The following is a 21,819-nucleotide window of genomic DNA, read 5'->3' on the forward strand; positions in this document are numbered from 1 at the left end:
GCGGCGATTCGCCTCGCTTTGAACGCAATTCACCTATATCGCCGGCCGCTTCTTCTTCATCGGGGTGCTGCTGGCAGCTTGGGCGATCACGACGCAGATCCTCGTGCCCATAGGCAAATCCATGTCCTTTCTGTCTTCCAGTCCGAAACTCCGCTCCAACAGGCCGCGTGCGATCCTCGTGACGAGCGGGCTCATCGCCGCGCTTTTCGTGATCCTTTTCGCGCTGCCAGCACCGTATAGATCCGTGGTGAGCGGGGTGACATGGCCTTCCGAGCAGGCGCAGGTGCGTGTCGGAACCAGCGGCTTCGTGACGGAGGTACCGGTCGCGACCTATGACGCGGTCAAGCCGGGCGAGGTGATGATCAAGCTCGACGATCCGCTGCTGCGCGCGCGGCTCGAGGTGCTGGACTCGCAACTTGCGGGGCTGGAGCTGCAGCGTCAGGCGGCGGTGCGCACCGACAGGGTCGAGGCCGAGATGATCGCGGCGGAGATTTCCGCGACCCGCGAAGACCGCAACCGGCTGGCCCAGCAGCTGGACGAATTGTCGATCCGCGCACCGCGCGCAGGTCTGGCCGTGGTGCCCAATGGCGAGGATCTGCAGGGAAGGTTCGCCAAGCGCGGGCAGGTGATCTCCTACGTTCTGACCGAGGAAGACACGGCGGCGTTGCGCGTTGTCGTCGGTCAGGACGATGTCGATCTGGTGCGCAATGCGACCGGCCGCGTCGATGTGATGCCGGTCGAATATGGCGGCCAGAGCTATCCCGCGACCATCGTGCGCGAAGTGCCCGGCGGGATCCGCGACCTGCCGACCCCCGCGCTGGGACTGCAGGGCGGCGGCACCGTTCCCGTCGATCCGGGCGACACCAAGGGGCTGCGCACGCTGCAACGGGTCTTCGAGTTCGAGCTGGAGATGGCCCCCGACGCCGCGCTGCCGCTGCTGGGCCGTCGCGTCGAGGTGCGTTTCTCTCACGGCACTCTGCCGATCGGGTTTCAGGCCTACCGAGCGCTGCGCCAGCTGTTCCTGAGGCTCTACGATGTCTGAGATACTCGTCCAGCGCCCCGGCCTGCTGACCGCCTTCTACCCCGAGCGCGAGGATGAACGCCTCGGCACGCTCGACCGGATCATGGCGAGCGCGGTGGGGCGGGTCTCGCAATTCTTCTCGGTCAAATCGGCGGCGGGCGCGGGCTTTTTGCGCCGTGTCGCGAAGGAGGAGAAGACGCTGGCGAAGCTGGAGGCGCATGCCTTCAATGCAGCCCGTGTCGAGGTCGCGCAGAAGCTGCGGGTGAAGGGGCTGCGCGCCGATCTCGTGGCCCGTGCCTTCGCGCTGGTGCGCATCCAGTCCGAACGTTCGCTTCAGATGCGCCCCTTCGACGTGCAGCTTCTGGGCGGGCGCGCGATGCTGCGGGGCCGGATCGCCGAGATGGATACCGGCGAGGGCAAGACGCTGACCGCGACGCTGCCCGCCGCGATCATGGCGCTGTCGGGCGTCCCGGTGCATATCGTGACGGTGAACGATTTCCTTGCCGCGCGCGATGCGGAATGGATGGGGCCGCTCTATCGGGCTTTGGGGCTCAGCGTCGGCGTTATCATCGAAGGGCTCAGCCCCGAGGAACGCCAGGCGGCCTATGCCTGCGATATTTGTTACTGCACGAACAAGCAGTTGGCTTTCGATTACCTCAAGGACCGGCTGGTGCTGGAGGGCGAGACCCGCGCGCTGCATATGGCGCTGGAGGGGCTGTCGAAGACCGATCCGAAACGGCAGCGGTTGCTGATGCGCGGGCTATGCTACGCGATCGTGGACGAGGCGGATTCCGTGCTGGTCGACGAGGCGCGCACGCCGCTGATCATCACCCGGGCGGGCGATCATTCGGGGCTGGAGCAGACCTATCAGCGCGCCGTCGAGATCGGGCGCAAACTGACCCGGCCGCGCGATTTCACCGTGCGCGAGAAGGAATGGAAGGTCGAACTGACCGATCTGGGCAAGGCGCGGCTGCGCCAGCTCAGCGCGCATTTCGGGGGCGTCTGGGCGACCGAGATTCACCGTGAGGAACTGGCGCGGCAGGCGCTCTCGGCGCTGCATCTTTATCACCGCGACAAGCATTACATCGTCGATGAGGCGGGCGTTCAGATCGTCGACGAATATACCGGCCGGGTGATGTCCGACCGCTCGTGGGAGCGCGGGCTACACCAGATGATCGAGGTGAAGGAAGGGTGCGAGATCACGGGGCGGCAAGAGACGCTGATCCGCATCTCCTATCAGCGTTTCTTCCGCCGCTATCTGACGCTGGCAGGCATGACGGGCACCGCGGCCGAAGTCTCCGGCGAGCTGCGCGCGGTCTACCGTCTACGCACGAAACGCATACCGACGAACCGCCGCTCACGCCGTAAGAACTTGGGCGAGCGGCACTACGCGACTGCCGATCAGAAATGGCGCGCCGTGCTGGCCGAGGCCAAACGCGTTCACATGACGGGCCGCCCGATCCTGATCGGCACGCAATCCATCGCCGCCTCGGAAGAGATCAGCGCGCTCCTGACAGAAGAGGGGCTGACGCATCGCGTGCTCAACGCCCGCGAGACCGAGCACGAGGCCCATATCATCGCCGAAGCGGGCGGGCATGGGCGGATCACGGTCGCGACCAACATGGCCGGGCGTGGCACCGATATCCGCATCGATCAGCAGATGAGCGCCCTTGGCGGGCTGCATGTCATCGCGACGGGCCGCCATGACGCGCGCCGCATCGATCGTCAGCTTTTCGGGCGCTGCGGACGGCAAGGCGATCCGGGCAGTTTCATTACTTTCGTCTCGCTCGAGGACGATTTGCTGCGGGTCTTCTACGGCACACGGCTCTCCAGCCTGATCCGCACTTTTTCGGGCGGGAAGGGACGTGTGCCGTGGCTGATCGGCGCGCCCGTGACCCGGCTTGCGCAACGTGCGACCGAAGCGCGCCATTCGGGCGTGCGCAAAGCGCTTCTGCGCGCCGACGACAATCTCGAAGACCTGCTCGCCTTCAGCGGCAGGGGCAACTGAAAGGGACCACCCATGCGGCTTACTTCCATCACCCTTCTTGTGGCCCTCGGTCCCGGTGCGGCGCTCGCGCAGGATCAGGAGCGCTTCGATTGCCTGATCGACCCGGGGCAAGTGCTCGAGATCGGCTCGGCGGTGGACGGGGTGATCGATCAGGTTTTCGTCTCGCGCGGGGATACGGTGAAGAAGGGCGACCCGATCGCAAAGCTGGAATCGAAGGCGGAAGAGGCGCAGCTGACCTATGCGAGGGAGCGCGCGCAGGATGAGGGGCCGATCGACATCGCGCGCTCCAAGGTGGCGCTGCTGCAAAAGGCCGCCGACCGCGCGACCGAGATGGGCAAGCGTAACGTGATGGCAGATGCGCAGGTGCAGGAGGCGCAGACCAATGCGGAGGTCGCGCAGCTGGAGCTGCGCTCGGCCCAGATGGACCAGCATCTGGCGAAGCTCGATCTGCAAAGGGTGGAGGCGCAGCTGGCGCGGCGTGAGATCCGCTCGCCGATAGACGGGTTGGTGATCACGCGGATGATGGGGCCGGGCGAATATGTCTATTCGCAAGCGCCGATCGCGCAGCTCGCGCAGATCGACCCGCTGCATGTCGAGGTCTTCCTGCCGACCGCGATGTATGACCGGGTCAAGAAGGATCAGGTGTTGAAGGTCTATCCTGCCGCGCCCGTGGGCGGCGAATACGACGCGACGGTGAGCGTCGTCGACAAGGTTTTCGATGCGGCCTCGGACACGTTCGGGGTGCGTCTCGCGCTGCCCAATCCCGAGGGAAAACTGCCCGCCGGGATCGATTGCACCGTGGGGTTCCCCGCCGAATGAGCGCGAGGCGGCCCGGTTAGGACAGGGCCGTCATCCCATGCATGTGCGCGGCGCTCAGCGCTGGAAGCAGTTTGCTTTCTTGCCGAAACCCGCGGGCGAGCAAATCCACTTGCCGTTGCCGATGAACCGGGTCTGAACGACGCGCGGGGTCGCTTGCGATTTGCTGGTGCGCCCGGCGAGCCAGTCGAACTTGGCGCTGCCATGCCCGGCGGTGCTCTTGGCGGAAACACGGATCGGTTTGAGATCCAGCATGCCGGCTTGTTGCGCATGGGCGCTGCTCAGCGGGGCAGCAAAGATCAGGCCGGCCACGACAAGGCGGGCCGCTTTCACGGATAAAAACGTCATCGGAACTGTAATCCTGTCTGCTCGTGTTGCGGTCTGGCCCTTCCCATCTGCGCGGAAGAGGGCCGATTGCGTCCTCATGCAGAAGGATTGGTCGATCCCAGCCTATGGGTCAAGTTGGTAGGTGACGTGGCGGGAAGCAGGCAAGATCATGGCAAATCGCAAAAGTGCCGCGCGGGAGGATTTCCCGCGCGGCATCAAGGTCTTGTCTAGAGGTGGTGTGATAGGCGAAAACTCGCCACTATCCGTGGTGGGTTACGTCAAAACCTGATTTTTGATTCGCCAATCCGGGGCGCCGAACCCTTCCGGCCACGGATAGACCTCGCGCTGGTTGAAGTAGCTGACGCCGACGAGGCTCGGATAATCCGACAATTCCTGACGGACGCGGTCGCGCCACATCGAAACATAGGATTGGTTTCCGACATAGCCGAGCTCGGCCACCGCGACCGGTTTGCCATAGGTCGCCGCCCGAGCGTAGCGGGGCGCGAAGATGTCGTCGAAGGTCTGATCGCGCCCGAACTTGGCCTGATCCCAGGCCTGCAGTCCGAAGACCGTGAGCCCGACGATATCGGCATAATCGTCGCCCGGGTAATAGTCGCCCATGTTCTCGTCGCCCAGCGGCGACCACATAAGGTTGATCTTCGGCGCCCGGTCGCGGGCGACGTCGGTCATCCGGCGATAAGCTGCGATGTAGTCGTCGGGGTTCCAATCCGACCAGATGAACTGGCCGGACTTGTCGTCCATCTCATGGGCGAAGCGCAGGGTGACGGGGCTTTGCAGCGTCGCCAGCACATCGGCCACCGCGATCATGTTGGCGTCGTATTCGCCCCGCTCGATCCCGCGGCGCAGATATTGCGCGGTGTTGCGCTCCGAGCGCGACCATGTCCAGGGCTCCAGTGTCACCAGAAGTGCGCGGTTGCGTTCGAGCGCATAGCTATCGGCATCATTCAGCGACGGAAGGAAAACGTCCTCCCAGGGCAGGAACAGGTGTTCGATCACCACGCCCGACACATCCGCAAAATCACCATCGGGATCATAGACCCCGAACGGCAAGGAGCCGGGCGGCACACTGACATCCGCAGCGAACGCCGGCCGCGCCGATACTGTCAGTCCCAACGCCGCGGCACCGGCCATCATCTCGCGACGGGTCATCAAATCATTAGCCATGTCAGTCTCCTCCTTTTCAGTGCGAAGCCCCGTCACTTCCAGCTCGGTTTGACGTGGAACTTCGCTTGTCCCGGAGCGCCCATGCCGGCCCCCGAGACGATGTATTCGACCTTTGCGAGCTGAACCGATGTCAGCCCGATCATGAGCGCGTAGACGCTTTCGCCGCCGCGGAGCCAAAGGGCTCCGAAACTCAGCGAGACGATGACGCTCAGCGTGCCCATCTGAACCGCCATGTCGCGGGGCCAGCCGCGCCAATCGATCTGAACGCGGCGCGCGCGAGCGCCGAAGATCACGCTCAGCAAGACGAAATAGAACGCGGCGTTGAACATGGAGAGGAGGTAAAACCCGCGCGCCTCGATGACGTTGTCCACCAAAAGAACCGGCAGCAAGGCCCCCAGGGCCAGCCCGCCATAGACGGCGATGATCCGCTCGGGCAGCATCGTCGAGGCCGCTTCGCCCTTCGGTGTGATCCGAAAATCGACGAATTTTCCCGATAGCCTGTCATAGATGGCCATGATGCAGCCCCATAGCACCCAAGGCCATTGCATCATCACGAAGAGCGCTTTCTCCCACGCGATGATCTTGGCATCGCGCGGACGGAAGAACTGATCGCGCCGCAGCATGAAGGCAAAAATCAGCGTCACGATGCCGGTGGGCAGCACATGTCCGATAAAGGCGGGGTAGGTCACGTCGGCAAAACGCATGTCGAAGCTGATCGCGATGATCGGGGCGATATACATCGTCGACATCGAAAGCGCGAAGAAGACATACCAGCTCTGGCAGAGCACGAAGAGGAACTTCAGCCGCCAAGGCATCTTGCCGACATAGTCCGGCATGTAGCGCAGAAGGAGGCTCAACAGCGAGCGCGACCACTGGAATTCCTGGGTGATCAGGTCGGTCACCGTGGCCGGACCGTCGCCGATCGCAATCGCATCGATCGCGTGAACGCCTCGCCAGCCAGCCGCGTTCATCAGGAGCGTCGTCGAGTGATCTTCGGCCAGTTCGGGGCCGAGCCCGCCAGCTTCCTTCAGCGCAGAGGTGCGCACCGCGTAGTGAGAGCCGATGCACATCGGCGCCAGCGCTCCCGTATAGCCCATCTGCAAAACGCCGTGAAAGGCAGCCTCGGCATAGAGCCTCGTGCGCGCGGCCCAGCTTTCCTTGGCATTGGCGGCACAGATGGAGGGCGCGCTGACATAGCCCACCGCCTCATCGGCGAAGGGGCGCAGCATCTCGCGCAGGTAGCCCGGTTGCGGGACGTGATCCGCGTCGAGCTGGCTCACGATATCATAATCGCGATAGCCCCAATGGTCGTAGAAATAGGCGAGGTTGCCCTCTTTGCAGCGCGTCCGTCGCGGCCATTCCTTGCGATGGTACGCCTCGATGCCCTGGCGGCTGGACACCTTCACCCCGTGGATCTTGCACCATGCGAGCGTTTCGGGCGAGGGCGCCTCGTCGGCCAGCCACGTGTCATGCGGATAATTCTGTGCGAGCATCGCCTCCAGCGTGCGGCGGACAACCGAGAAGGGCTCAGACGGGGTTTTCGTGGTGATCATCGCGACGCGCCAGCGACCCGGCTCCGGCAGGGGGGAGACCGGTCGTAGCGCCTGCAGGAAGATCACGAAGAAATAGACCTGCATCGCCAGAAGCCAGATCAGCACCCCGGTGAGGATCAGATAAGGCACCGTGGCAAGGATATGCGACGGTGTGAGCCACCAGCTCCAGAAATAGACCGTGGCGAGCATCCAGAGCGCGAACAGCACCCGGTAGCGCAGCGCCTGTCTCGGGGAGAGGATCGGTGCCAGATGCCCCGCCGCGATTGCGGCCCGTATGTCGGGGCGCTGGATCATTCCGCGGCCGTCGCGATCGGGGGGGCGGCTTCGGATGCCGCGCCCGTCATTTCGGCCCGGAAATAGGCGATGGTCGGCACTAGGCCGTCGCGCAATGCGATCTCGGGATGCCAGCCCAGGCGGGTCTCGGCGCGGGTGATGTCGGGGCAGCGCTGCGCCGGATCGTCGAGCGGCAGGTCCGAAACCACGAGCGGCGCCCGGCTATCGCACATGTCGCGCACGATACGGGCAAGCTCGGCGACGGTATATTCGCCCGGATTGCCCAGATTTACCGGATCGTGGCCGACCGTCACGCTTTCCATCAGCGCGACCAGCCCGCTGATCAGATCATCAACATAGCAAAGCGAGCGGGTCTGCGTGCCGCCGCCATAGAGTTGGAGCGGCGCGCCACGGATCGCCCGCGTGACGAAATTCGAGATCACGCGGCCGTCCTCGGGGTCCATCCGGGGCCCGTAAGTGTTGAAGATCCGCGCGATGCGGGTGTCGATGCCGCGGCTGGCCTGAAGGTCGTGGAACAGTGTCTCTGCCGCGCGCTTGCCCTCGTCGTAGCAGGCGCGGGGGCCGGTGGTGTTCACGCGTCCGCGATAGTCTTCGTGCTGGGGCGAGATGTCAGGATCGCCATAGACCTCGGAGGTCGAAGCCTGAAGAATGCGCGCGCCCTTCTCCTCGGCCAAGGTCAGAAGGTTCAGCGACCCGGCGATGCAGGTCTGGAACGTGTGCAGCGGATCGAGCTGGTATTTCGGCGGCGAGGCCGCGCAGGCGAGGTTGTAGATCCGGTCGATCTCGCCCTCGATCCGCAGCGGTGCGATGACGTCATGCCTGAAGAAAGTGAAATCGCGATGCTCCGACAGGTGGGCGATATTCTGTCGCCGCCCGGTCTGGAGGTTGTCGATGCAGATAACGTCGTGACCGGCCTCGATCAGCCGGTCGCACAGGTGCGATCCCAGAAACCCGGCCCCTCCGGCAACCAGACAACGCAACTGCCCCCGATGTCGGCGCGGCCGTGCCCAAGAGATATCTTGCGTCTCGAAACGTGGCAGATGCGTCATGTTCCCCCCCACAGAAGAACGGCAGCGACTGCCCAGTCCGGTTTGATATCGACTTAATCGCTTTGGGCCGGACCAGGCCCGTCGATCCCGATTACAGATACTTAAGAGGTTAGGGGGCGCCTTTCGCGCCTATCAAGCGAAAGCCAAGCTTTTCGACCGAAATTCGAATGGCCGACAAAAACCAACCTTCGGTTAGATGAAATTTACACGCCGAGGTTGAATTAGGAGCAGCGGCTTCGGCCAGTCGGAATTGCAGAGACCCGTTGATTCGATTTGCACAATCGGCGCGAGGCTGGTGCGAAAGGCCGCGTCTCAGAGGTCAGAGAGGCCCGCCGTAAGATTGTGTAGCTGCCGGGTCATCTCCAACAGCTCCTGCGCCTCGGCCTCAGAGAAAGGCTGGGTAGAGCGGGTGAAGCCCGAGATCGAACGAGAGCCGTTTTCCAGCACCGCGCAGGTCAACCCGTTCCGAAGGCCATGGGCTTTTGCCCCCTCCAAGACCCCTTTGGGGTCATCGAGATCCTCCCAACGCACGATACCCTCGTGTTGCATCCCCCACAGCACGACGGGATCATCCATCATCATGCCCTTCTCGCTATATTCCTCGATCCACGGCTCGGGGTAGGTGCGATACAGGATGTTCGGGCGGGTAAAGCGGATATGCAGGGCAAACGCGAAACCGGTGTCGCAGGTTTGACCGAGTTCCTTGAGAAGGTTATCGATTTCCTTGCGGTTTGCTGTTTCCATCACGGGATTTCGTCTTTAGGTTGTCGGAAGAGGGTCTCAGCGTCCCGCGCGACGGTAGGCTGAGACCGCATCGAGTGCAAGTGAATTGACCATCAGATCATGGAACTGAGGGACTGCGAAACGCGATTGAATCAAATCGCCCCTGCCGGGTTTTATCTCGCGCTAAGGGTTGGCTATTCTTTCCCTGAGGCCGAACTCAACCGTCTGAACAGTGACTGGGTGGACATCTACACTCAGCACGGTCTGGTGGTGCAGGACCCTTCGATGCATTGGGTCTATCACAATGTTGGGTACGTGCGCTGGGCCGATCTGAAAGACGATCCCCGCGACGTCGTCGGGATGGCGCGGCGCATGGGACTTCTCTATGGCGCGACGATCTCGTTCAACACGCCGCGCGATGTCGGGCGACGCAGCCACGCCGCGCTGTTCCGGTCGGATCGGGACTTCACCGATGCCGAGCTGCAGGAAGCGTTCGAGATGCTCAAGACCTTGCATATCGATGCCTCGCAACGCTCTCTCACGGCAGCCGAACTCGAGGCGATCCGCTACCGCGCGGATGGGCTCTTGATCAAGCAGATCGCCGCGAAACTCGCGATTTCCGAGAGCGGCGTGAAGGCCCGGCTTTCCTCTGCCAGCCGAAAGCTGGGTGCGCGAAATGCGATCGAGATGCTCGCAATCGCGACGTCGAGGCGACTCATCTAGGCTGGTACAACCTAAAAGGGTGAATTTTTTACAAATTCGTGGTTTCGATGGAGTTATCCAGAAGGAGGCTCCAATGCAAAACTGCACTTTCGAATTCTCGCAACTTCACCGCTTCGGCACCGCGTTTTACGACTTTCTGCGCCTGCGCAAGGAGGTCTTCGTCGACACGCTCGGTTGGGACGTGCCGCATAACGACGAAGTGGAGATGGATCAATATGATACGCCCCTAGCGCATTACTCGCTCGTGCTGAAGGAGGGGCAGGTGGTGGGCGGTGCGCGCGCGATGTCCACCGCGGCGATCTGGGGTGGCAATACCTACATGCTCCGCGACGCGCATCTGGGAAAGTTGCCGCATATTCCGCCGGAAATCCTGCCGACCGAAATTGCCAGCGAGACGGTCTGGGAATGTACGCGGCTGGTGATTTCCGACGCGCTGACCACGCAGGCGGAGCGCGCGACCTGCCTGCGGTTGATCGTCGACGGGCTGGTGGAACGCGCCAAGGAGCGGGGCGCGGACGAGCTGATCTGTCTCTCCTCTCTCTCGCTGATGCGGGCGCTGCGCCAGCTTGGCTACGATGTGAGCCGGATGGGCCCGACCTATCGCAACGACGAGGACGGGCGGCAATACGCGGCGCTGCGGATGCCCGCGGAATATTCCACGCAGCGGCGTCGCGAGATGGCCGAAGCCTGCGTGCTGGCGGCCCGGTCGGCGCCGCGTCAGTTGCATACCGCTGCCTGAGCCGGTGCGGGATAAGAAAAAGGGCGCGCCCATCGTCCGGGCGCGCCCCTAAATCTTCGCCGTCGGTCGCGCGCTCAGCGCACGACGAAGACGCAGCAATTGGAGTGCCGCACGACCCGAGCGGCGTTCGGCCCGAGCAGATAATCGCTGAGATCGGGGCGATGCGCCCCGAGCACGATCATGTCCGCGCCGTCTTTCTCGGCCAGCGACAGGATCTCGTGATAGGCAGTGCCGACGCCCACGATGTGTCGCACCTTGGCGTTCACCTCGGGGCCCACGACCTCGGCGACGAAGTCATGCAGCAGCTCGCGCGCGTGCTCCTTCGCCTTCGCTGTGTGATCGTCCGAGAAAAAGGCCCCCACAACCGCCGAGCCGTAATCGGGCACCACGGTGATCACGTCGAGCTGTGCGTCTTCCAACTTGGCCAGCCGCGCCGCCCATTCGAGCACTTTGCGCTCGGTCTTGGGGCGGTTCATGTCGATCGCGCAGAGAATGGTATTGGTCATGCCGGTTCTCCTTCAGCAAAGGCCGCATCATCGTCTTCCCTGCGCCGATATTGCAGGAAAGCGATGAGCGCGAGAAGCGCGAAAGCGGGGATGAACATCAGCTCTTTCGGAAGCTGGTCGTTCGGCACCTTCACGTTGGACAGTGTGACGGGCGTGTCGCCGTAAAAGTCGAAGCCCTGCAGTTTCTGCTGCAACTCCGAGCCGAACATCGGCTCGTCCGCGACCATCTTTCCGTCCGTTTCGGTGAAGCTCAGGCCGAGCTTGTCGAGCCGGTCCTGCCCCGTCGCGCCTTCGGGCACCTTGACCAGCACGGTCAGGTCCTTCGGTTCTTCGGTGGTGTAATCGGGACCCGAGAAGATCAGTCGCAGCTCACGCCCGACCGGTGCCTTGTCGAGGCGCTGCGTGATGTTCGCAGGCGGCACCTCGTTATAGGGCGGCTCGATCATGTTCATGAAATAGCCGGGACGGAACAGGGTGAAGGCGATCAGAAGAAGCGCCACCGTCTCCCAGATCTTCGAACGGGTGACGAACCACCCCATCGTGCCCGCGGTGAAGACGAGGATGCCGATCGTCGCGATGACGAAGACGAAGATCGCCTGGTACCACGTCACGTCGATCAGCAGCAGATCGGTGTTGAAGATGAACACGAAGGGCAGGGCGACCGTGCGCAGCGAATAGAAGAACGCCGTGAAGCCGGTCTTGATCGCGTCGCCTCCCGAGACTGCCGCCGCCGCGAAGGAGGCAAGGCCCACGGGTGGCGTCACGTCCGCCATGATCCCGAAGTAGAACACGAACAGGTGCACCGCAATCAGCGGTACCACGAGGCCCGACTGCGCGCCCAGATGGACGACGACGCCCACCATCAGCGAGCTGACGACAATGTAGTTCGCCGTGGTCGGCAGGCCCATCCCGAGGATCAGCGACAGGATCGCCACGAAGATCAGCATCAGGATCAGGTTGCCACCCGAGAGGAACTCGACGAAATCGGCCATCACCTGACCGATCCCGGTCAGCGAGACGGTGCCTACGATGATCCCGGCGGTGGCGGTGGCCAGGCCGATCCCGATCATGTTGCGCGCGCCGTCGATCATGCCGCCGATCAGGTCGAGAACGCCTTCACGGAAGCGGCTCATCGGGGCGCTCTCGCCGCGGAAGGCGGCCTTGAGCGGTTTCTGGGTGAGCAGGATGAAGAACAGCAGGAACGAGGCCCAGAAGGCCGACAGGCCCGGCGACTTGCGCTCGATCATCAGGAAATAGACCAGAACGACGATCGGGAGCAGGTAGTAGAGGCCCGCCTTGTAGATGTCCTTGATCTCCGGAAGCTTCACGATCTCGGAGTTCGGATCGTCCGGCTCCAGATCGGGCGCTTTCGCGGCGACCCAGACGAGGCCGAGATAGACCAAGACGACGAGCAGAGACAGAACCCAGCCTGCGCCTTCGGGTACCATCGAGGTGATGAGGCGCACCGGGTATTGCGTGGCATAGCACAGCGCCGCGAAGCCCGCGAAGAAGGCGAACATGCCGAAGGCGGTGCGCCAGACCGAGACCACGCGGTCGCCGATCGTCGGCATGCGGTTTTTCACGGCCTCCAGATGCACGATGTAGAACAGTGCGATGTAGGAGATGATCGCCGGGATAAAGGCGTGCTTGATGACCTCCAGATAGGAGATGCCGACATATTCCACCATCAGGAAGGCGGCGGCCCCCATCACCGGCGGCATGATCTGGCCGTTGACCGAAGAAGCCACCTCGACCGAGCCGGCTTTCTCTGCCGAGAAGCCTACGCGTTTCATCAGCGGAATGGTGAAGGTGCCGGTGGTAACCACGTTCGCGATCGACGAGCCCGAGATCAGGCCGGTCGCCGCAGAGCCCACGACGGCGGCTTTCGCAGGTCCGCCGCGCAGGTGGCCGAGCGCGCCGAAGGCCATCTGGATGAAGTAGTTGCCCGCGCCCGCTTTCTCGAGCAGCGCGCCGAACAGCACGAAGAGGAAGACGAACTTGGTCGAGACGCCGAGCGCGATCCCGAACACCCCCTCGGAGGTGATCCACATGTGGCTCATCGCCTTGCGCAGGCTCGCACCGGCCCAGCGGATCTGTTCGGGGAAGAACTCCGACGAGCCGAAGAACACATAACACAGGAACACGATCGCCAGCAGCACCATGACCGGGCCGAGCGTGCGATAGGCTGCGATGAAGAGGAAGATGATGCCCAGGACCGAGATATAGGAGTCCTGCATATCGGCGAGTCCGCCATTGTCGACGATCTTCTGGTAGAAGAAATAGCCGTACAGCGCGAGAAGCGCCCCGCCTACCGCGAGGATCCAGTCATACCACGGCACATGGTCCTTGGGTGAGGACTTGAACAGCGGATAGGCCATCGCCGAGAGGAAGATGGCATAGGCCAGATGGATCTGGCGGGCATTGTTGATCAGGTCGCCCGGCAGCACATAGGGCCCGATGGGCGAGGCCAGAAGCACCTGGAAGATCGACCAGCTCAGCGCCACCACGGCGACCATGAGCCCGACCCATCCCTTGGGGCTGCGCGCCCCGCTGTCAGAAGCTTGTACGAGCTCCTGCAATTCTTGTTCGTTCAAGGCGCGATTTTCCGCCATCGTTCCCCCTTGCGACCCAACGGGCCGTCCGCCTGTTCCGGCATGATCTTAGTAGCTGAAACTGAAAAGGGCGGGCACGCAAGCGCGCCCGCCCGAATATGCGCAGGGATTACTTAATCCAGCCGCGTTCCTTGTAGTACTTCAGGGCGCCCGGATGGATCGGAGCCGAGAGACCGGCGGTGACCATTTCCTCGGGCTTCAGATGCGCGAAGGCCGGGTGCAGCTTCTTGAACTCGTCGAAGTTGTCGAAGACCGACTTCACCAGCGCATAGACGACATCATCGGGCTCGTCGGCCGAGGTCACGAGGGTCGCACGCACGCCGAAGGTCTTCGTGTCGTCGGGGTTGCCGCGATACATGCCGCCGGGGATCGTCGCGGTGGCGTAGTACGGATTGTCGGCGACCAGCTTGTCGACCGCGTCACCCGTGACGTTCACGAGGTTCGCGTCGCAGGAGGTGGTGGCTTCCTGGATCGAACCGGAGGGGTGACCCACGGTGTAGACCATCGCGTCGATCTGGTTGTCGCAGAGCGCTTTCGACTGCTCGGCGGCCTTCAGCTCGGTCGCGAGCGCGAAGTCCGAGGTTTTCCAGCCCATCGCATCCATCAGCACTTCCATCGTGCCGCGCTGACCCGAACCGGGGTTGCCGATGTTCACGCGCTTGCCCTTGAGGTCTTGGAAGTTCTTGATGCCGCTATCGGCACGCGCGACGACGGTGAAGGGCTCGGGGTGGATCGAGAACACGGCGCGCAGCTTCTCGAACGGACCCTGATCGGAGAACTTCGAGTCGCCCTTGTAGGCGTGGTACTGCCAATCCGACTGGGCGATGCCGAAGTCCAGCTCGCCCGAACGGATGGTGTTGATGTTGTAGACCGAACCGCCGGTGGACTCGACCGAGCAACGGACGCCGGTTTCCTTGTGGCTCTTGTTCATCAGGCGGCAGATCGCGCCGCCGGTCGGGTAGTAGACGCCGGTGACGCCGCCGGTCCCGATGGTGATGAAGGTCTCGTCGGCTGCGTTCGCCGCGGGCGCCATCAGCGCGCCGGCGACGGCCGCGACGGCCCCGAGTTTGAAGAACTGTTTCATGTAGTCACTCCCGTTGATCGTTTTTGGGTGTCGGTTCAGTGGTACGGTCCGCCTCGGTCAGCGTGCATAGACTTCGTCGAGAAGCCTGTTGCGCCGTTCGACCTCGGCGATCCGTTCGGTTGCGCGGGGTCCCGCGCGCTTCGCCACCAGCGCCAGAATTGCTTCGAGCAAGAACAGCGTGGCGACGTAACTCGTGTAGAAATGCGGGCTGTCGGTGGGCACGATGAAGGTCTCATCGGCCGCGTGCAGCGCCGGACAGCTGCGGCTGTCGGTAATCAGCGTGACATGGGCGCCCTGTTCATGGGCATGGATCGCGCTGCGGATGGTGGAGCGCGCGAAGGGCGGCTTGGTGATCACCAGAACCGCGTCGCGCTCGTCGAGCCCGGCGAGCGTCGCGCCCAGCGACGAGCCAGCGCGGGCGCCCAGCTCCCAGTTGTCGCCTAGGAAATTGGCGATATAGGCGGTGTATTCCGCAATCCCCGTCGAACCTAGCGCGCCCAGCAGCACCACCCGGCGGGCGGCGGCGATCTTGTCGGCCACGGCCTCGAGCCGTCCCGGTTCGATCGCGGCGGTCAGGGCTGCGATATTGTCCTGCGTGGCCGCGGCATACCGGTTGAGGAAGCTGTCCTGCGGATCGGCAGCGTCCTTCTGCAGCCGGTCGGCGCGGTCCGCGAAGGGTGAAACACGGCGACCGATCTGGTCGCGCATGGTCTCGCGCAGCTCTTCGAAATTCTCGTATTCGAGCGCATGGGCGAGGCGGGTGAAGGTCGCGGGCGCAAGGTTCGACTCGCTCGCCAGCATACGCAGCGAGCGCGTGGCGATGCTTACCGGGTTGTCCGCGATATAGTCGCCCGCCTCACGCAAACGTGTGGACAGGCTGCCATATTGCGCAGCCAATCGCTGTTCGAAACTGCCGGACAATGCTCCTCCCCAGGTTCCATCACCAGTTATCGCGTCGCGGTGACCGTTTCATTTGTTTCATATATTGTCAATGCGTAAAACATATGTTTCATGGGGTGATCAGCGACCCTCACGCAATCTTGTCCCGAAGGAGGGACCGATATGAGCCATGTATTCCCGCGCCACACGAAGTCCACTGCGCCCTTGGCAGTAAAGGGCGACGGTATCTACATCCTCGACTCCGAGGGCAAGCGGTATCTCGATGGCTCGGGCGGTGCGGCCGTGTCCTGTCTCGGTCACTCTGACGCGGACGTGATTGCCGCGATCAAGGATCAGATCGACAATATCGCCTTCGCGCATACCGGTTTCTTCTCCTCCGAACCCGCCGAGCGGCTTGCCGATCGCCTCATCGCTCACGCGCCGGGGAGCTTGGATCGCGTCTACTTCACGTCCGGGGGATCGGAGGCGGTGGAAAGCGCGCTGAAAATGGCACGACAGTATTTCGTCGAGAAGGGCGAGCCGAGCCGGTCGCATTTCATCGCGCGCCGCCAGTCCTATCACGGCAACACGCTGGGCGCGCTGGCCGCTGGCGGCAATGCGTGGCGCCGCGAGAAGTTCAACCCGCTGCTGATCGATGTGAGCCACATCGCGCCCGTGCATGAATACCGCTGGCGCGAGGACGGCGAGACCGCCGAGGAATACGGTCTGCGCGTCGCCAACGAGCTGGAGGCCGAAATTCAGCGTCTCGGGGCGGAAAACGTGATCGGCTTCATCGCCGAGCCGGTCGTGGGCGCCACGATGGGCGCGGTCCCGCCGGTGAAAGGCTATTTCAAGCGTATCCGCGAAATCTGCGATCAATACGGCATCCTGCTGATCCTCGACGAGGTGATGTGCGGGATGGGCCGGACCGGTACGTTGTTCGCCTGCGAGCAGGACGGGATCGCGCCCGATATCGTCACCATCGCGAAGGGGCTCGGCGCGGGCTATCAGCCCATCGGGGCGGCGATCTGCACGTCCGAGATTTATGACGCCTTCGTCAACGGCTCGGGCTTCTTCCAGCACGGACATACCTATATCGGCCACCCGACCGCGACCGCCGCGGGCGATGCCGTGGTCAAGAAGCTGACCGAGGGTGGCATGGTCGCGCGGGCGGCGCAGCAGGGCGAAGTGCTCGACGCGGCTTTGCGCGAGGCGTTCGGCCAGCATCCCCATATTGGCGACATTCGCGGGCGCGGCATGTTCCGCGGGCTGGAGATCGTGGCCGACCGCGCCACGAAAGAGCCGATGGATCCGGCGAAGGCCGTCAACAAGAAGCTCAAGGCTGCGGCTTTCGAGGCGGGGCTCGTCTGTTACCCGATGGGCGGCACGATCGACGGCCAGCGCGGCGACCACATTCTGCTCGCGCCGCCCTTCATCATCACCGAAGACCAGATCGGCGAATTGGTGGCCAAGCTCGGCACCGCGATCCGCGAGGTTCTCGGGTGAGCCTGCCGCATATCATGGTCGCGCCGAACGGGGCGACCAAGACCAAGACCGACCATCCGGCGCTGCCGGTCTCGCTCGACGAAATCACGCAGACTGCGCTCACCTGCCGCGACGCCGGGGCAGGGGCACTGCATCTGCACCTGCGCGACGATGCGGGCGGGCACCTGCTCGATAGTGGAGCCTATGCCGAGGCGTTGGCCCATCTGCGTCCGCGCTTGGGCGACATGGCGATCCAGATCACCACCGAGGCCGCGGGGCGCTACGCGCCGGGCCACCAGCGCTACGTCGGTCTGAACTCGGGCGCTCATATGGTCTCTGTCTCGGCGCGCGAGATGCTGCGCGATCATGAATTGCTGGCGATGAAGTTCTACGAGGAGGCGGCAGAGCGCGGGATCGCGATCCAACATATCCTCTATTCCCGCGAGGATGCCGAGGCGCTGGCGCGCGTTCTGCCCGACCGTTTGCTGCGCGATCCGGCACTGCAACTGATCTTCGTGATGGGCCGTTATGTCGCGGGGCAAGTCTCGACGCCTGAGATGCTCGACCCGTTCCTCGACTGGATGCAAGCCGAGGCGATCACCCCCGACTGGGCGATTTGCGCCTTCGGCCGGGGCGAGACCGCCTGCCTGAGAAACGCGCTCGCCAAGGGGGGCAAGGCGCGGGTCGGGTTCGAGAATTCGCTGGTGATGGAAGACGGGACGACCGCGCCCGACAACGCCGCGCGTGTGGCCGAGATCGCAGCTCTTTAGTCGAGCGTCGAATGCCCTTTCTCGGGGCAGTCGGCGAGGTCGGAGCGCTCTTCGTCGGGCAATTGCCGGGCGATCTCACGCAAGGCGCTGCGCAGCCCTTCCTCCATCACCGGATGATAGAAGGGCATCGCCAGCATGTCGTAGGTGCTCATCTCCGACTGGATCGCGAGGCCGAAGAGATGCGCGAAATGCTCGCCCTCGGGCAGCGCCATCTCGCAGCCCAGGAGCTTGCCGCTTCCCGGCTCGGCATAGATGCGGATCAGGCCATGCGCCTCTTCGGCCAGCCGGGCGCGCGATTGCGTCGCGAAATTGGCGTGTCCGATCAAGATGTCCTTCCCCTCCAGATCCGCGAAGCTCTGCCCGACACGCACCGCGTTGGGCGCGCAGAAGGCGATGGCCATCGAGGCCCGGCGGCGATAGCGGCGTGGACTTTCGGCCAAGGCGTTGCGCCCCGCGATATGCCCTTCGTCCGCAGCTTCGTGCAGGATCGGGCGGATCGCGTTTGCGTCGCCCGCCATGAAGACCGGCAGATCGCCGATCTGCGTGGAAGAGGCGTCGACCTCGGGCATCCCGTGATCGTCGAGCGGCACGCCGAGCGTCTCTAGCCCGAGCCCCGCGATATTGGGGCGGCGTCCCATCGCGGCGAGCACGGCGTCGGCCTCAAATTCTGCGCCGCCTGCGCCTTTCACGATCAAACTGCCCGCATTGCCTTCGGAAATCTCAGCCGGGGCACCCAGATGCAGCGGCAGTTCCGCCGCGATGGCGTCGCGCAGGAGTGCAGCGACTTCCGGGTCGGTCATGCCAGCCACGCTTTCCAGCGCATCGAAGCCCGCGACCTCGATACCCATCCGCGCCATCGCCTGTGCGAGTTCCACGCCGATCGCGCCCATGCCGATCACCGCGATCCGCTTTGGCAGGTCGTCGCGGTCGAACAGCGTGTCGGTGGTAAAGATACGATCGCCGAAGGTTTTCCACGGCCCCGGCAGCACTGGCGACGAACCGGTCGCGAGGATGATCGCATCGGCGGTCACTTCCCCGTGCCTCTCGATCTCGATCCGGTTCGGCCCGAGGAGTCTCGCGCGGCCCGAGATCGCCTTTTCGCCGAGTTTCTCGGGCACCGCGCGCGGCGATTTGGTGAAGTCGTCGCGCATCCGTTTCATTCGCGCCATCACGTCGGGCACGCGGATGCGCAGCGTCTCGGCGGCGGAAATCCCGAAGGCCTCGAAATCGTGGCGACGGTGGAAGGCGTTGGCGGCTTCGATCAGCGCCTTGGAAGGCATGCAGCCGCTTTCGGCGCAGGTCGTGCCCCAATGGCCGTCATTGATGATGAGGAAGTCATCTGTCGCATGGCGCACCTCGCGCAAGGCGGACAACCCGGCCGAGCCGGAGCCGATTATGACGACGCGCGCATGTTGTGACATGAAACCTCCGCTGAACTGTCGCGAACCGAACCGCCTAGCGAGCTATACGTTCCAAGCCTTTGCGCGGTAAAGTCTGCGCCTGAGCTGGCACCCGAAGGCGGCGCATCGCCACGATCTGCCCCAACGCGCGATGCGGTGCGATGGTGCGGAAGATGTCGCGGATCATCCGCGCGTCGGCGGCGACACCGGCGCGCCAGTTGCCAAGCTTTGCGGATTTCATCGGGCTGTCGACGCCGGGCCACGCGACGACGGCGATCCGGGCGCGCGCGCCGATCCACAGGCGGTTCATGAACACCTCCAGCCCGAAGCGGGGAAGGGCGTTGAGAGCCTCCAGTCGCGTGCCCAGCATCTCGCGCGGGATCACACGCTCGCCCGAGATGTAATCGAGCCCGATCACCCGCCAGATGCGCGGCGCGTTGCGGCGCAGGCTGATCGTGACATCGGCCTCCCCATTCGCCACCGGCGCGATCAGCGCGCCCAGATCGGAATGGGTCAGCCCCAGCAGATCGCTGTCGAGCAGCATCAGGTGAGTGCCCGCGGCTTCTGCGATCCCCGCGGCCACGGCCGCCGTCTTGCCTCCGTTCTGTGTCTGGCGCAGCACCCGCAGATGCGGATGGGCGGCGCGATACCCCTCGGCGATTTCGGCGGTGCCGTCGCTCGAGCCGTCGTCGATCACGATCACCTCGGCGATCTGCGGATGGCCCAGCACGCGCTCCAGCACCGCGCCGATCCGCGGGGCTTCGTTATAGGCGGGCAGAATGCAACTGATCTTCGTCATGAATGCGACCTCTTGCGGCGATAGAACCAGATCGTGGCGCCGAGCGCGATCACGACGAGCAGGATCAGCGAGCCCGTCGACAGCCAGCTGTCGATCTTGCCGATATGCGAGCCGAGCCAATAGCCGAGTGCCACGAATGCCAGCGATTTCGGGATCGTGGCGATCAGATTGGTCAGCATGAACACCCAGAAATTCATCCGCGCGACCCCGGCTGCGACCAGCACCGGCGCGCCAGCCGAATGGGTCAGCTTGCCGAAGACCAGCGTCTTGATCCCCTTGCTCTGGAAGTGCCGCGCCGCGCTCACGAGCCGCGCGCGGCTCAGGCCCAGCCTGTCGCGCCATTTCTTGGGCATCCGGTTCAGCCCCCATCGGCCAAGCGAATAGAGCCCCAGATCGCCGACGAGATCGGCAAGGATCACGATGATCGCAACCGACCAGACGGAGAACAGGTTCTGGCTGGCAAGCCACGCCGCGATCACGGTCACGATCGGCCCTTCGAGCACCGCAATCGGCGCGATTACGGCCAGGCCGTGTTTCGCCATCAATGCGGAGATCGTCTCCAAGCCGAACATAAGGTTACTCCGTGACGGGGGTGTCGCGGCGCGCCACGTCCCGATGGGTCATGTCATTGCCGCGCCACGTGAAATCGCGCCCGAACCATGTCATCAGCCACAGCGCGGGCAGCATCGCGTCGCGGATCGCGAACCCCGCGATGTCGCGCGCGGAGGCGGGCCAGCCCGCGATCCGCGCCAGCAGCACCTCGGCACCGTACCACAGCGCAACCAGAAGCGGCAGCGCGATCCATGGCATCGCGCCCAAAGCGGCGAGGGCAAGCGCGGCGAGGAAGGGCAGGAAAGGGCCCTGCGCGATCTCTGCGGCGAAGATCATCACGAAGCCGTCGCGACGCACCTTGGACCAGCGCAGCTGGCGGTCCCAGACCGTGCGAGCCGCGCGCCTCCCGATCGGTTGCGCGAAGAGGTGCCGCGTCAGCCGCACCTTCAGCCCCTGACGGCGCACGAGTTTCGTAGAGGCCACGTCCTCGGCCATGTTGCGCCCGAGCGCCGCGAAGCCGCCGCCTGCCATAAGGATGTCGCGCCGCCAGAACAGCGATTTGCCCTGAGCGAAGCCCAGCCCGATCATGTCGGCCGCTACCTGCCAGCGCGCCTGATTGGTGTTGAGGAACGCTGCCTCGACGGCGCCCCAGAGATTGCCTGGACGCTCGGCCACCGGCGGAGCGGAGACCAGCCCCGTGCCGGGCCGCCATTCCGCCACCAACCGTTTCAGATAATCGCGCGGCAAAAGCAGATTGCTATCGGCCATCGCGAGCCACTCAGCGTCGGTCGCGGACAGACCCTTGTGCAGGTTGTTCAGCTTCGGATTGCCCGACACCGCGTCGAGCCCAGTCAGAAGCCGCGCACGCACATGCGGGTTCTCTTCGATCAGGCGACGGACCAGCGCGCAGGCCGGGTCGTGCTCGGACGGCGCGCAGAATATTACCTCGTAATCCGGATAGTCGAGTTCGAAGGACGAGCCCAGCGTCTCCGCGTCGAACGGGTCGACCCCGCAGACCGGGCGCATCAGTGCGATGAAAGGCAGGTCGTCGGGCACCGGCTTCGGTGGTCGGGATTCGCGCCACGCGGTCATCGCGGCGCTGAGAAGATGCGCCGTTAGAGTGATGCCCAGAAGGGCTGCAAGGAAGAGCAGAACCATCGTCATGCACGAACCTTTGCGACGGCGGGGCGGGTGCCGGTCTCGGTGACCGCAGCGGGCTCCGCGCCCCATTGAAGAAGTTGCAATGCGCCTGAACTATCCTCGGCCAAGGCGGTCAGGCTGTCCACCCAGTCGC

20 protein-coding genes are annotated in these 21,819 nt (G+C 64.0%); 7 read left to right on the plus strand and 13 right to left on the minus strand.

Annotated features, from left to right (window positions below):
• The first annotated feature begins 121 nt into the window (after positions 1-121).
• The 3 genes from B6V73_RS05775 to B6V73_RS05785 are packed head-to-tail and all read left to right on the plus strand — an operon-like array spanning position 122 to position 3,848.
• Positions 122-1,042, plus strand: a complete 921-nt coding sequence (locus B6V73_RS05775; protein WP_088724747.1) for a biotin/lipoyl-binding protein — start codon at positions 122-124, stop codon at positions 1,040-1,042.
• Positions 1,035-3,029 (plus strand): preprotein translocase subunit SecA, encoded by a 1,995-nt coding sequence (locus B6V73_RS05780; RefSeq protein WP_088718984.1) that lies wholly within the window; start codon positions 1,035-1,037, stop codon positions 3,027-3,029. Before B6V73_RS05775 ends, B6V73_RS05780 begins: the two co-directional genes overlap by 8 nt.
• Before the next feature lie 12 nt (positions 3,030-3,041).
• Positions 3,042-3,848, plus strand: a complete 807-nt coding sequence (locus B6V73_RS05785) for an efflux RND transporter periplasmic adaptor subunit (protein WP_088724748.1) — start codon at positions 3,042-3,044, stop codon at positions 3,846-3,848.
• Between the two features lie 54 nt (positions 3,849-3,902).
• On the opposite strand, the gene B6V73_RS05790 is transcribed toward B6V73_RS05785, so the two are convergent.
• From B6V73_RS05790 to B6V73_RS05810, 5 genes are all read right to left on the minus strand, one after another.
• Positions 3,903-4,178 carry a hypothetical protein gene (locus tag B6V73_RS05790; RefSeq protein ID WP_143597876.1) on the minus strand — a complete coding sequence of 92 codons (276 nt, stop codon included), beginning with the start codon at positions 4,176-4,178 and terminating at the stop codon, positions 3,903-3,905.
• Positions 4,179-4,445: 267 nt separating this feature from the next.
• The gene (locus tag B6V73_RS05795; RefSeq protein ID WP_088724750.1) at positions 4,446-5,357 is read right to left on the minus strand and encodes a glycosyl hydrolase; all 912 of its coding nucleotides are present in this window, start codon (positions 5,355-5,357) and stop codon (positions 4,446-4,448) included.
• A 32-nt stretch (positions 5,358-5,389) separates the two neighbouring features.
• Complete coding sequence (locus B6V73_RS05800; RefSeq protein ID WP_088724751.1) at positions 5,390-7,204, minus strand: glycosyltransferase; 1,815 nt, start codon at positions 7,202-7,204, stop codon at positions 5,390-5,392.
• Positions 7,201-8,253 carry a UDP-glucuronic acid decarboxylase family protein gene (locus tag B6V73_RS05805; RefSeq protein WP_088724752.1) on the minus strand — a complete coding sequence of 351 codons (1,053 nt, stop codon included), beginning with the start codon at positions 8,251-8,253 and terminating at the stop codon, positions 7,201-7,203. Before B6V73_RS05805 ends, B6V73_RS05800 begins: the two co-directional genes overlap by 4 nt.
• A gap of 312 nt (positions 8,254-8,565) precedes the next feature.
• Positions 8,566-8,997, minus strand: a complete 432-nt coding sequence (locus B6V73_RS05810) for an autoinducer binding domain-containing protein (protein WP_075776039.1) — start codon at positions 8,995-8,997, stop codon at positions 8,566-8,568.
• A 99-nt stretch (positions 8,998-9,096) separates the two neighbouring features.
• On the opposite strand from B6V73_RS05810, the gene B6V73_RS05815 reads away from it, so the two are divergent.
• Together B6V73_RS05815 and B6V73_RS05820 are read left to right on the plus strand one after the other, a co-directional pair.
• The gene (locus B6V73_RS05815; RefSeq protein WP_088724753.1) at positions 9,097-9,699 is read left to right on the plus strand and encodes a LuxR family transcriptional regulator; all 603 of its coding nucleotides are present in this window, start codon (positions 9,097-9,099) and stop codon (positions 9,697-9,699) included.
• A 73-nt stretch (positions 9,700-9,772) separates the two neighbouring features.
• Positions 9,773-10,438 carry an acyl-homoserine-lactone synthase gene (locus tag B6V73_RS05820; RefSeq protein ID WP_088724754.1) on the plus strand — a complete coding sequence of 222 codons (666 nt, stop codon included), beginning with the start codon at positions 9,773-9,775 and terminating at the stop codon, positions 10,436-10,438.
• Between the two features lie 74 nt (positions 10,439-10,512).
• On the opposite strand, the gene B6V73_RS05825 is transcribed toward B6V73_RS05820, so the two are convergent.
• The 4 genes from B6V73_RS05825 to B6V73_RS05840 all read right to left on the minus strand — a co-directional run bounded on the left by B6V73_RS05825 (position 10,513) and on the right by B6V73_RS05840 (position 15,561).
• Positions 10,513-10,944 (minus strand): universal stress protein, encoded by a 432-nt coding sequence (locus B6V73_RS05825; protein ID WP_088724755.1) that lies wholly within the window; start codon positions 10,942-10,944, stop codon positions 10,513-10,515.
• Complete coding sequence (locus tag B6V73_RS05830) at positions 10,941-13,556, minus strand: TRAP transporter permease (RefSeq protein WP_075776035.1); 2,616 nt, start codon at positions 13,554-13,556, stop codon at positions 10,941-10,943. Before B6V73_RS05830 ends, B6V73_RS05825 begins: the two co-directional genes overlap by 4 nt.
• 109 nt (positions 13,557-13,665) lie before the next feature.
• The gene (locus B6V73_RS05835; RefSeq protein WP_075776034.1) at positions 13,666-14,640 is read right to left on the minus strand and encodes a TAXI family TRAP transporter solute-binding subunit; all 975 of its coding nucleotides are present in this window, start codon (positions 14,638-14,640) and stop codon (positions 13,666-13,668) included.
• A 57-nt stretch (positions 14,641-14,697) separates the two neighbouring features.
• The gene (locus B6V73_RS05840; RefSeq protein WP_233243028.1) at positions 14,698-15,561 is read right to left on the minus strand and encodes a MurR/RpiR family transcriptional regulator; all 864 of its coding nucleotides are present in this window, start codon (positions 15,559-15,561) and stop codon (positions 14,698-14,700) included.
• A 141-nt stretch (positions 15,562-15,702) separates the two neighbouring features.
• Here B6V73_RS05840 and B6V73_RS05845 point away from each other — a divergent pair, with 141 nt between their 5' ends.
• Both B6V73_RS05845 and B6V73_RS05850 read left to right on the plus strand, forming a co-directional pair.
• Entirely contained in the window at positions 15,703-17,025 is a 1,323-nt protein-coding gene (locus tag B6V73_RS05845; protein ID WP_088724756.1) for an aspartate aminotransferase family protein, read from the plus strand.
• Positions 17,022-17,774, plus strand: coding sequence for a 3-keto-5-aminohexanoate cleavage protein (locus tag B6V73_RS05850; RefSeq protein ID WP_088724757.1), 753 nt, complete (start codon positions 17,022-17,024; stop codon positions 17,772-17,774). The genes B6V73_RS05845 and B6V73_RS05850 overlap by 4 nt, the downstream gene beginning before the upstream one ends.
• On the opposite strand, the gene B6V73_RS05855 is transcribed toward B6V73_RS05850, so the two are convergent.
• From B6V73_RS05855 to B6V73_RS05870, 4 genes are read right to left on the minus strand one after another with little or no spacing between them, the layout of a single operon-like run.
• Positions 17,771-19,195, minus strand: a complete 1,425-nt coding sequence (locus B6V73_RS05855) for a dihydrolipoyl dehydrogenase (protein ID WP_088724758.1) — start codon at positions 19,193-19,195, stop codon at positions 17,771-17,773. The two genes, B6V73_RS05850 and B6V73_RS05855, sit on opposite strands and share 4 nt — an antisense overlap.
• Positions 19,196-19,229: 34 nt before the next feature.
• On the minus strand, positions 19,230-19,973 hold the full coding sequence (locus B6V73_RS05860) for a glycosyltransferase family 2 protein (RefSeq protein ID WP_075776030.1): 744 nt from the start codon (positions 19,971-19,973) through the stop codon (positions 19,230-19,232).
• Positions 19,970-20,545: a VTT domain-containing protein gene (locus B6V73_RS05865; RefSeq protein ID WP_075776029.1), complete on the minus strand. Its 576-nt coding sequence runs from the start codon at positions 20,543-20,545 to the stop codon at positions 19,970-19,972. Before B6V73_RS05865 ends, B6V73_RS05860 begins: the two co-directional genes overlap by 4 nt.
• Positions 20,546-20,549: 4 nt before the next feature.
• Entirely contained in the window at positions 20,550-21,689 is a 1,140-nt protein-coding gene (locus tag B6V73_RS05870) for a ceramide glucosyltransferase (protein WP_077701169.1), read from the minus strand.
• Positions 21,690-21,819: the final 130 nt, after the last annotated feature.

The sequence above is a fragment of the Thioclava sp. JM3 genome (assembly GCF_002213185.1).
Taxonomy (GTDB): Bacteria; Pseudomonadota; Alphaproteobacteria; order Rhodobacterales; family Rhodobacteraceae; genus Thioclava; species Thioclava nitratireducens.

What these genes read in the sequence shown, in the direction of transcription:
- B6V73_RS05775 (WP_088724747.1), top strand. Translation starts at nt 122, where the DNA reads ATGTCCTTTCTGTCTTCCAGTCCGAAACTCCGCTCCAACAGGCCGCGT.
- B6V73_RS05780 (WP_088718984.1), top strand. Translation starts at nt 1,035, where the DNA reads ATGTCTGAGATACTCGTCCAGCGCCCCGGCCTGCTGACCGCCTTCTAC.
- B6V73_RS05785 (WP_088724748.1), top strand. Translation starts at nt 3,042, where the DNA reads ATGCGGCTTACTTCCATCACCCTTCTTGTGGCCCTCGGTCCCGGTGCG.
- B6V73_RS05795 (WP_088724750.1), bottom strand. Translation starts at nt 5,357, where the DNA reads ATGGCTAATGATTTGATGACCCGTCGCGAGATGATGGCCGGTGCCGCG.
- B6V73_RS05800 (WP_088724751.1), bottom strand. Translation starts at nt 7,204, where the DNA reads ATGATCCAGCGCCCCGACATACGGGCCGCAATCGCGGCGGGGCATCTG.
- B6V73_RS05805 (WP_088724752.1), bottom strand. Translation starts at nt 8,253, where the DNA reads ATGACGCATCTGCCACGTTTCGAGACGCAAGATATCTCTTGGGCACGG.
- B6V73_RS05810 (WP_075776039.1), bottom strand. Translation starts at nt 8,997, where the DNA reads ATGGAAACAGCAAACCGCAAGGAAATCGATAACCTTCTCAAGGAACTC.
- B6V73_RS05815 (WP_088724753.1), top strand. Translation starts at nt 9,097, where the DNA reads ATGGAACTGAGGGACTGCGAAACGCGATTGAATCAAATCGCCCCTGCC.
- B6V73_RS05820 (WP_088724754.1), top strand. Translation starts at nt 9,773, where the DNA reads ATGCAAAACTGCACTTTCGAATTCTCGCAACTTCACCGCTTCGGCACC.
- B6V73_RS05825 (WP_088724755.1), bottom strand. Translation starts at nt 10,944, where the DNA reads ATGACCAATACCATTCTCTGCGCGATCGACATGAACCGCCCCAAGACC.
- B6V73_RS05830 (WP_075776035.1), bottom strand. Translation starts at nt 13,556, where the DNA reads ATGGCGGAAAATCGCGCCTTGAACGAACAAGAATTGCAGGAGCTCGTA.
- B6V73_RS05835 (WP_075776034.1), bottom strand. Translation starts at nt 14,640, where the DNA reads ATGAAACAGTTCTTCAAACTCGGGGCCGTCGCGGCCGTCGCCGGCGCG.
- B6V73_RS05845 (WP_088724756.1), top strand. Translation starts at nt 15,703, where the DNA reads ATGAGCCATGTATTCCCGCGCCACACGAAGTCCACTGCGCCCTTGGCA.
- B6V73_RS05855 (WP_088724758.1), bottom strand. Translation starts at nt 19,195, where the DNA reads ATGTCACAACATGCGCGCGTCGTCATAATCGGCTCCGGCTCGGCCGGG.
- B6V73_RS05860 (WP_075776030.1), bottom strand. Translation starts at nt 19,973, where the DNA reads ATGACGAAGATCAGTTGCATTCTGCCCGCCTATAACGAAGCCCCGCGG.
- B6V73_RS05865 (WP_075776029.1), bottom strand. Translation starts at nt 20,545, where the DNA reads ATGTTCGGCTTGGAGACGATCTCCGCATTGATGGCGAAACACGGCCTG.
- B6V73_RS05870 (WP_077701169.1), bottom strand. Translation starts at nt 21,689, where the DNA reads ATGACGATGGTTCTGCTCTTCCTTGCAGCCCTTCTGGGCATCACTCTA.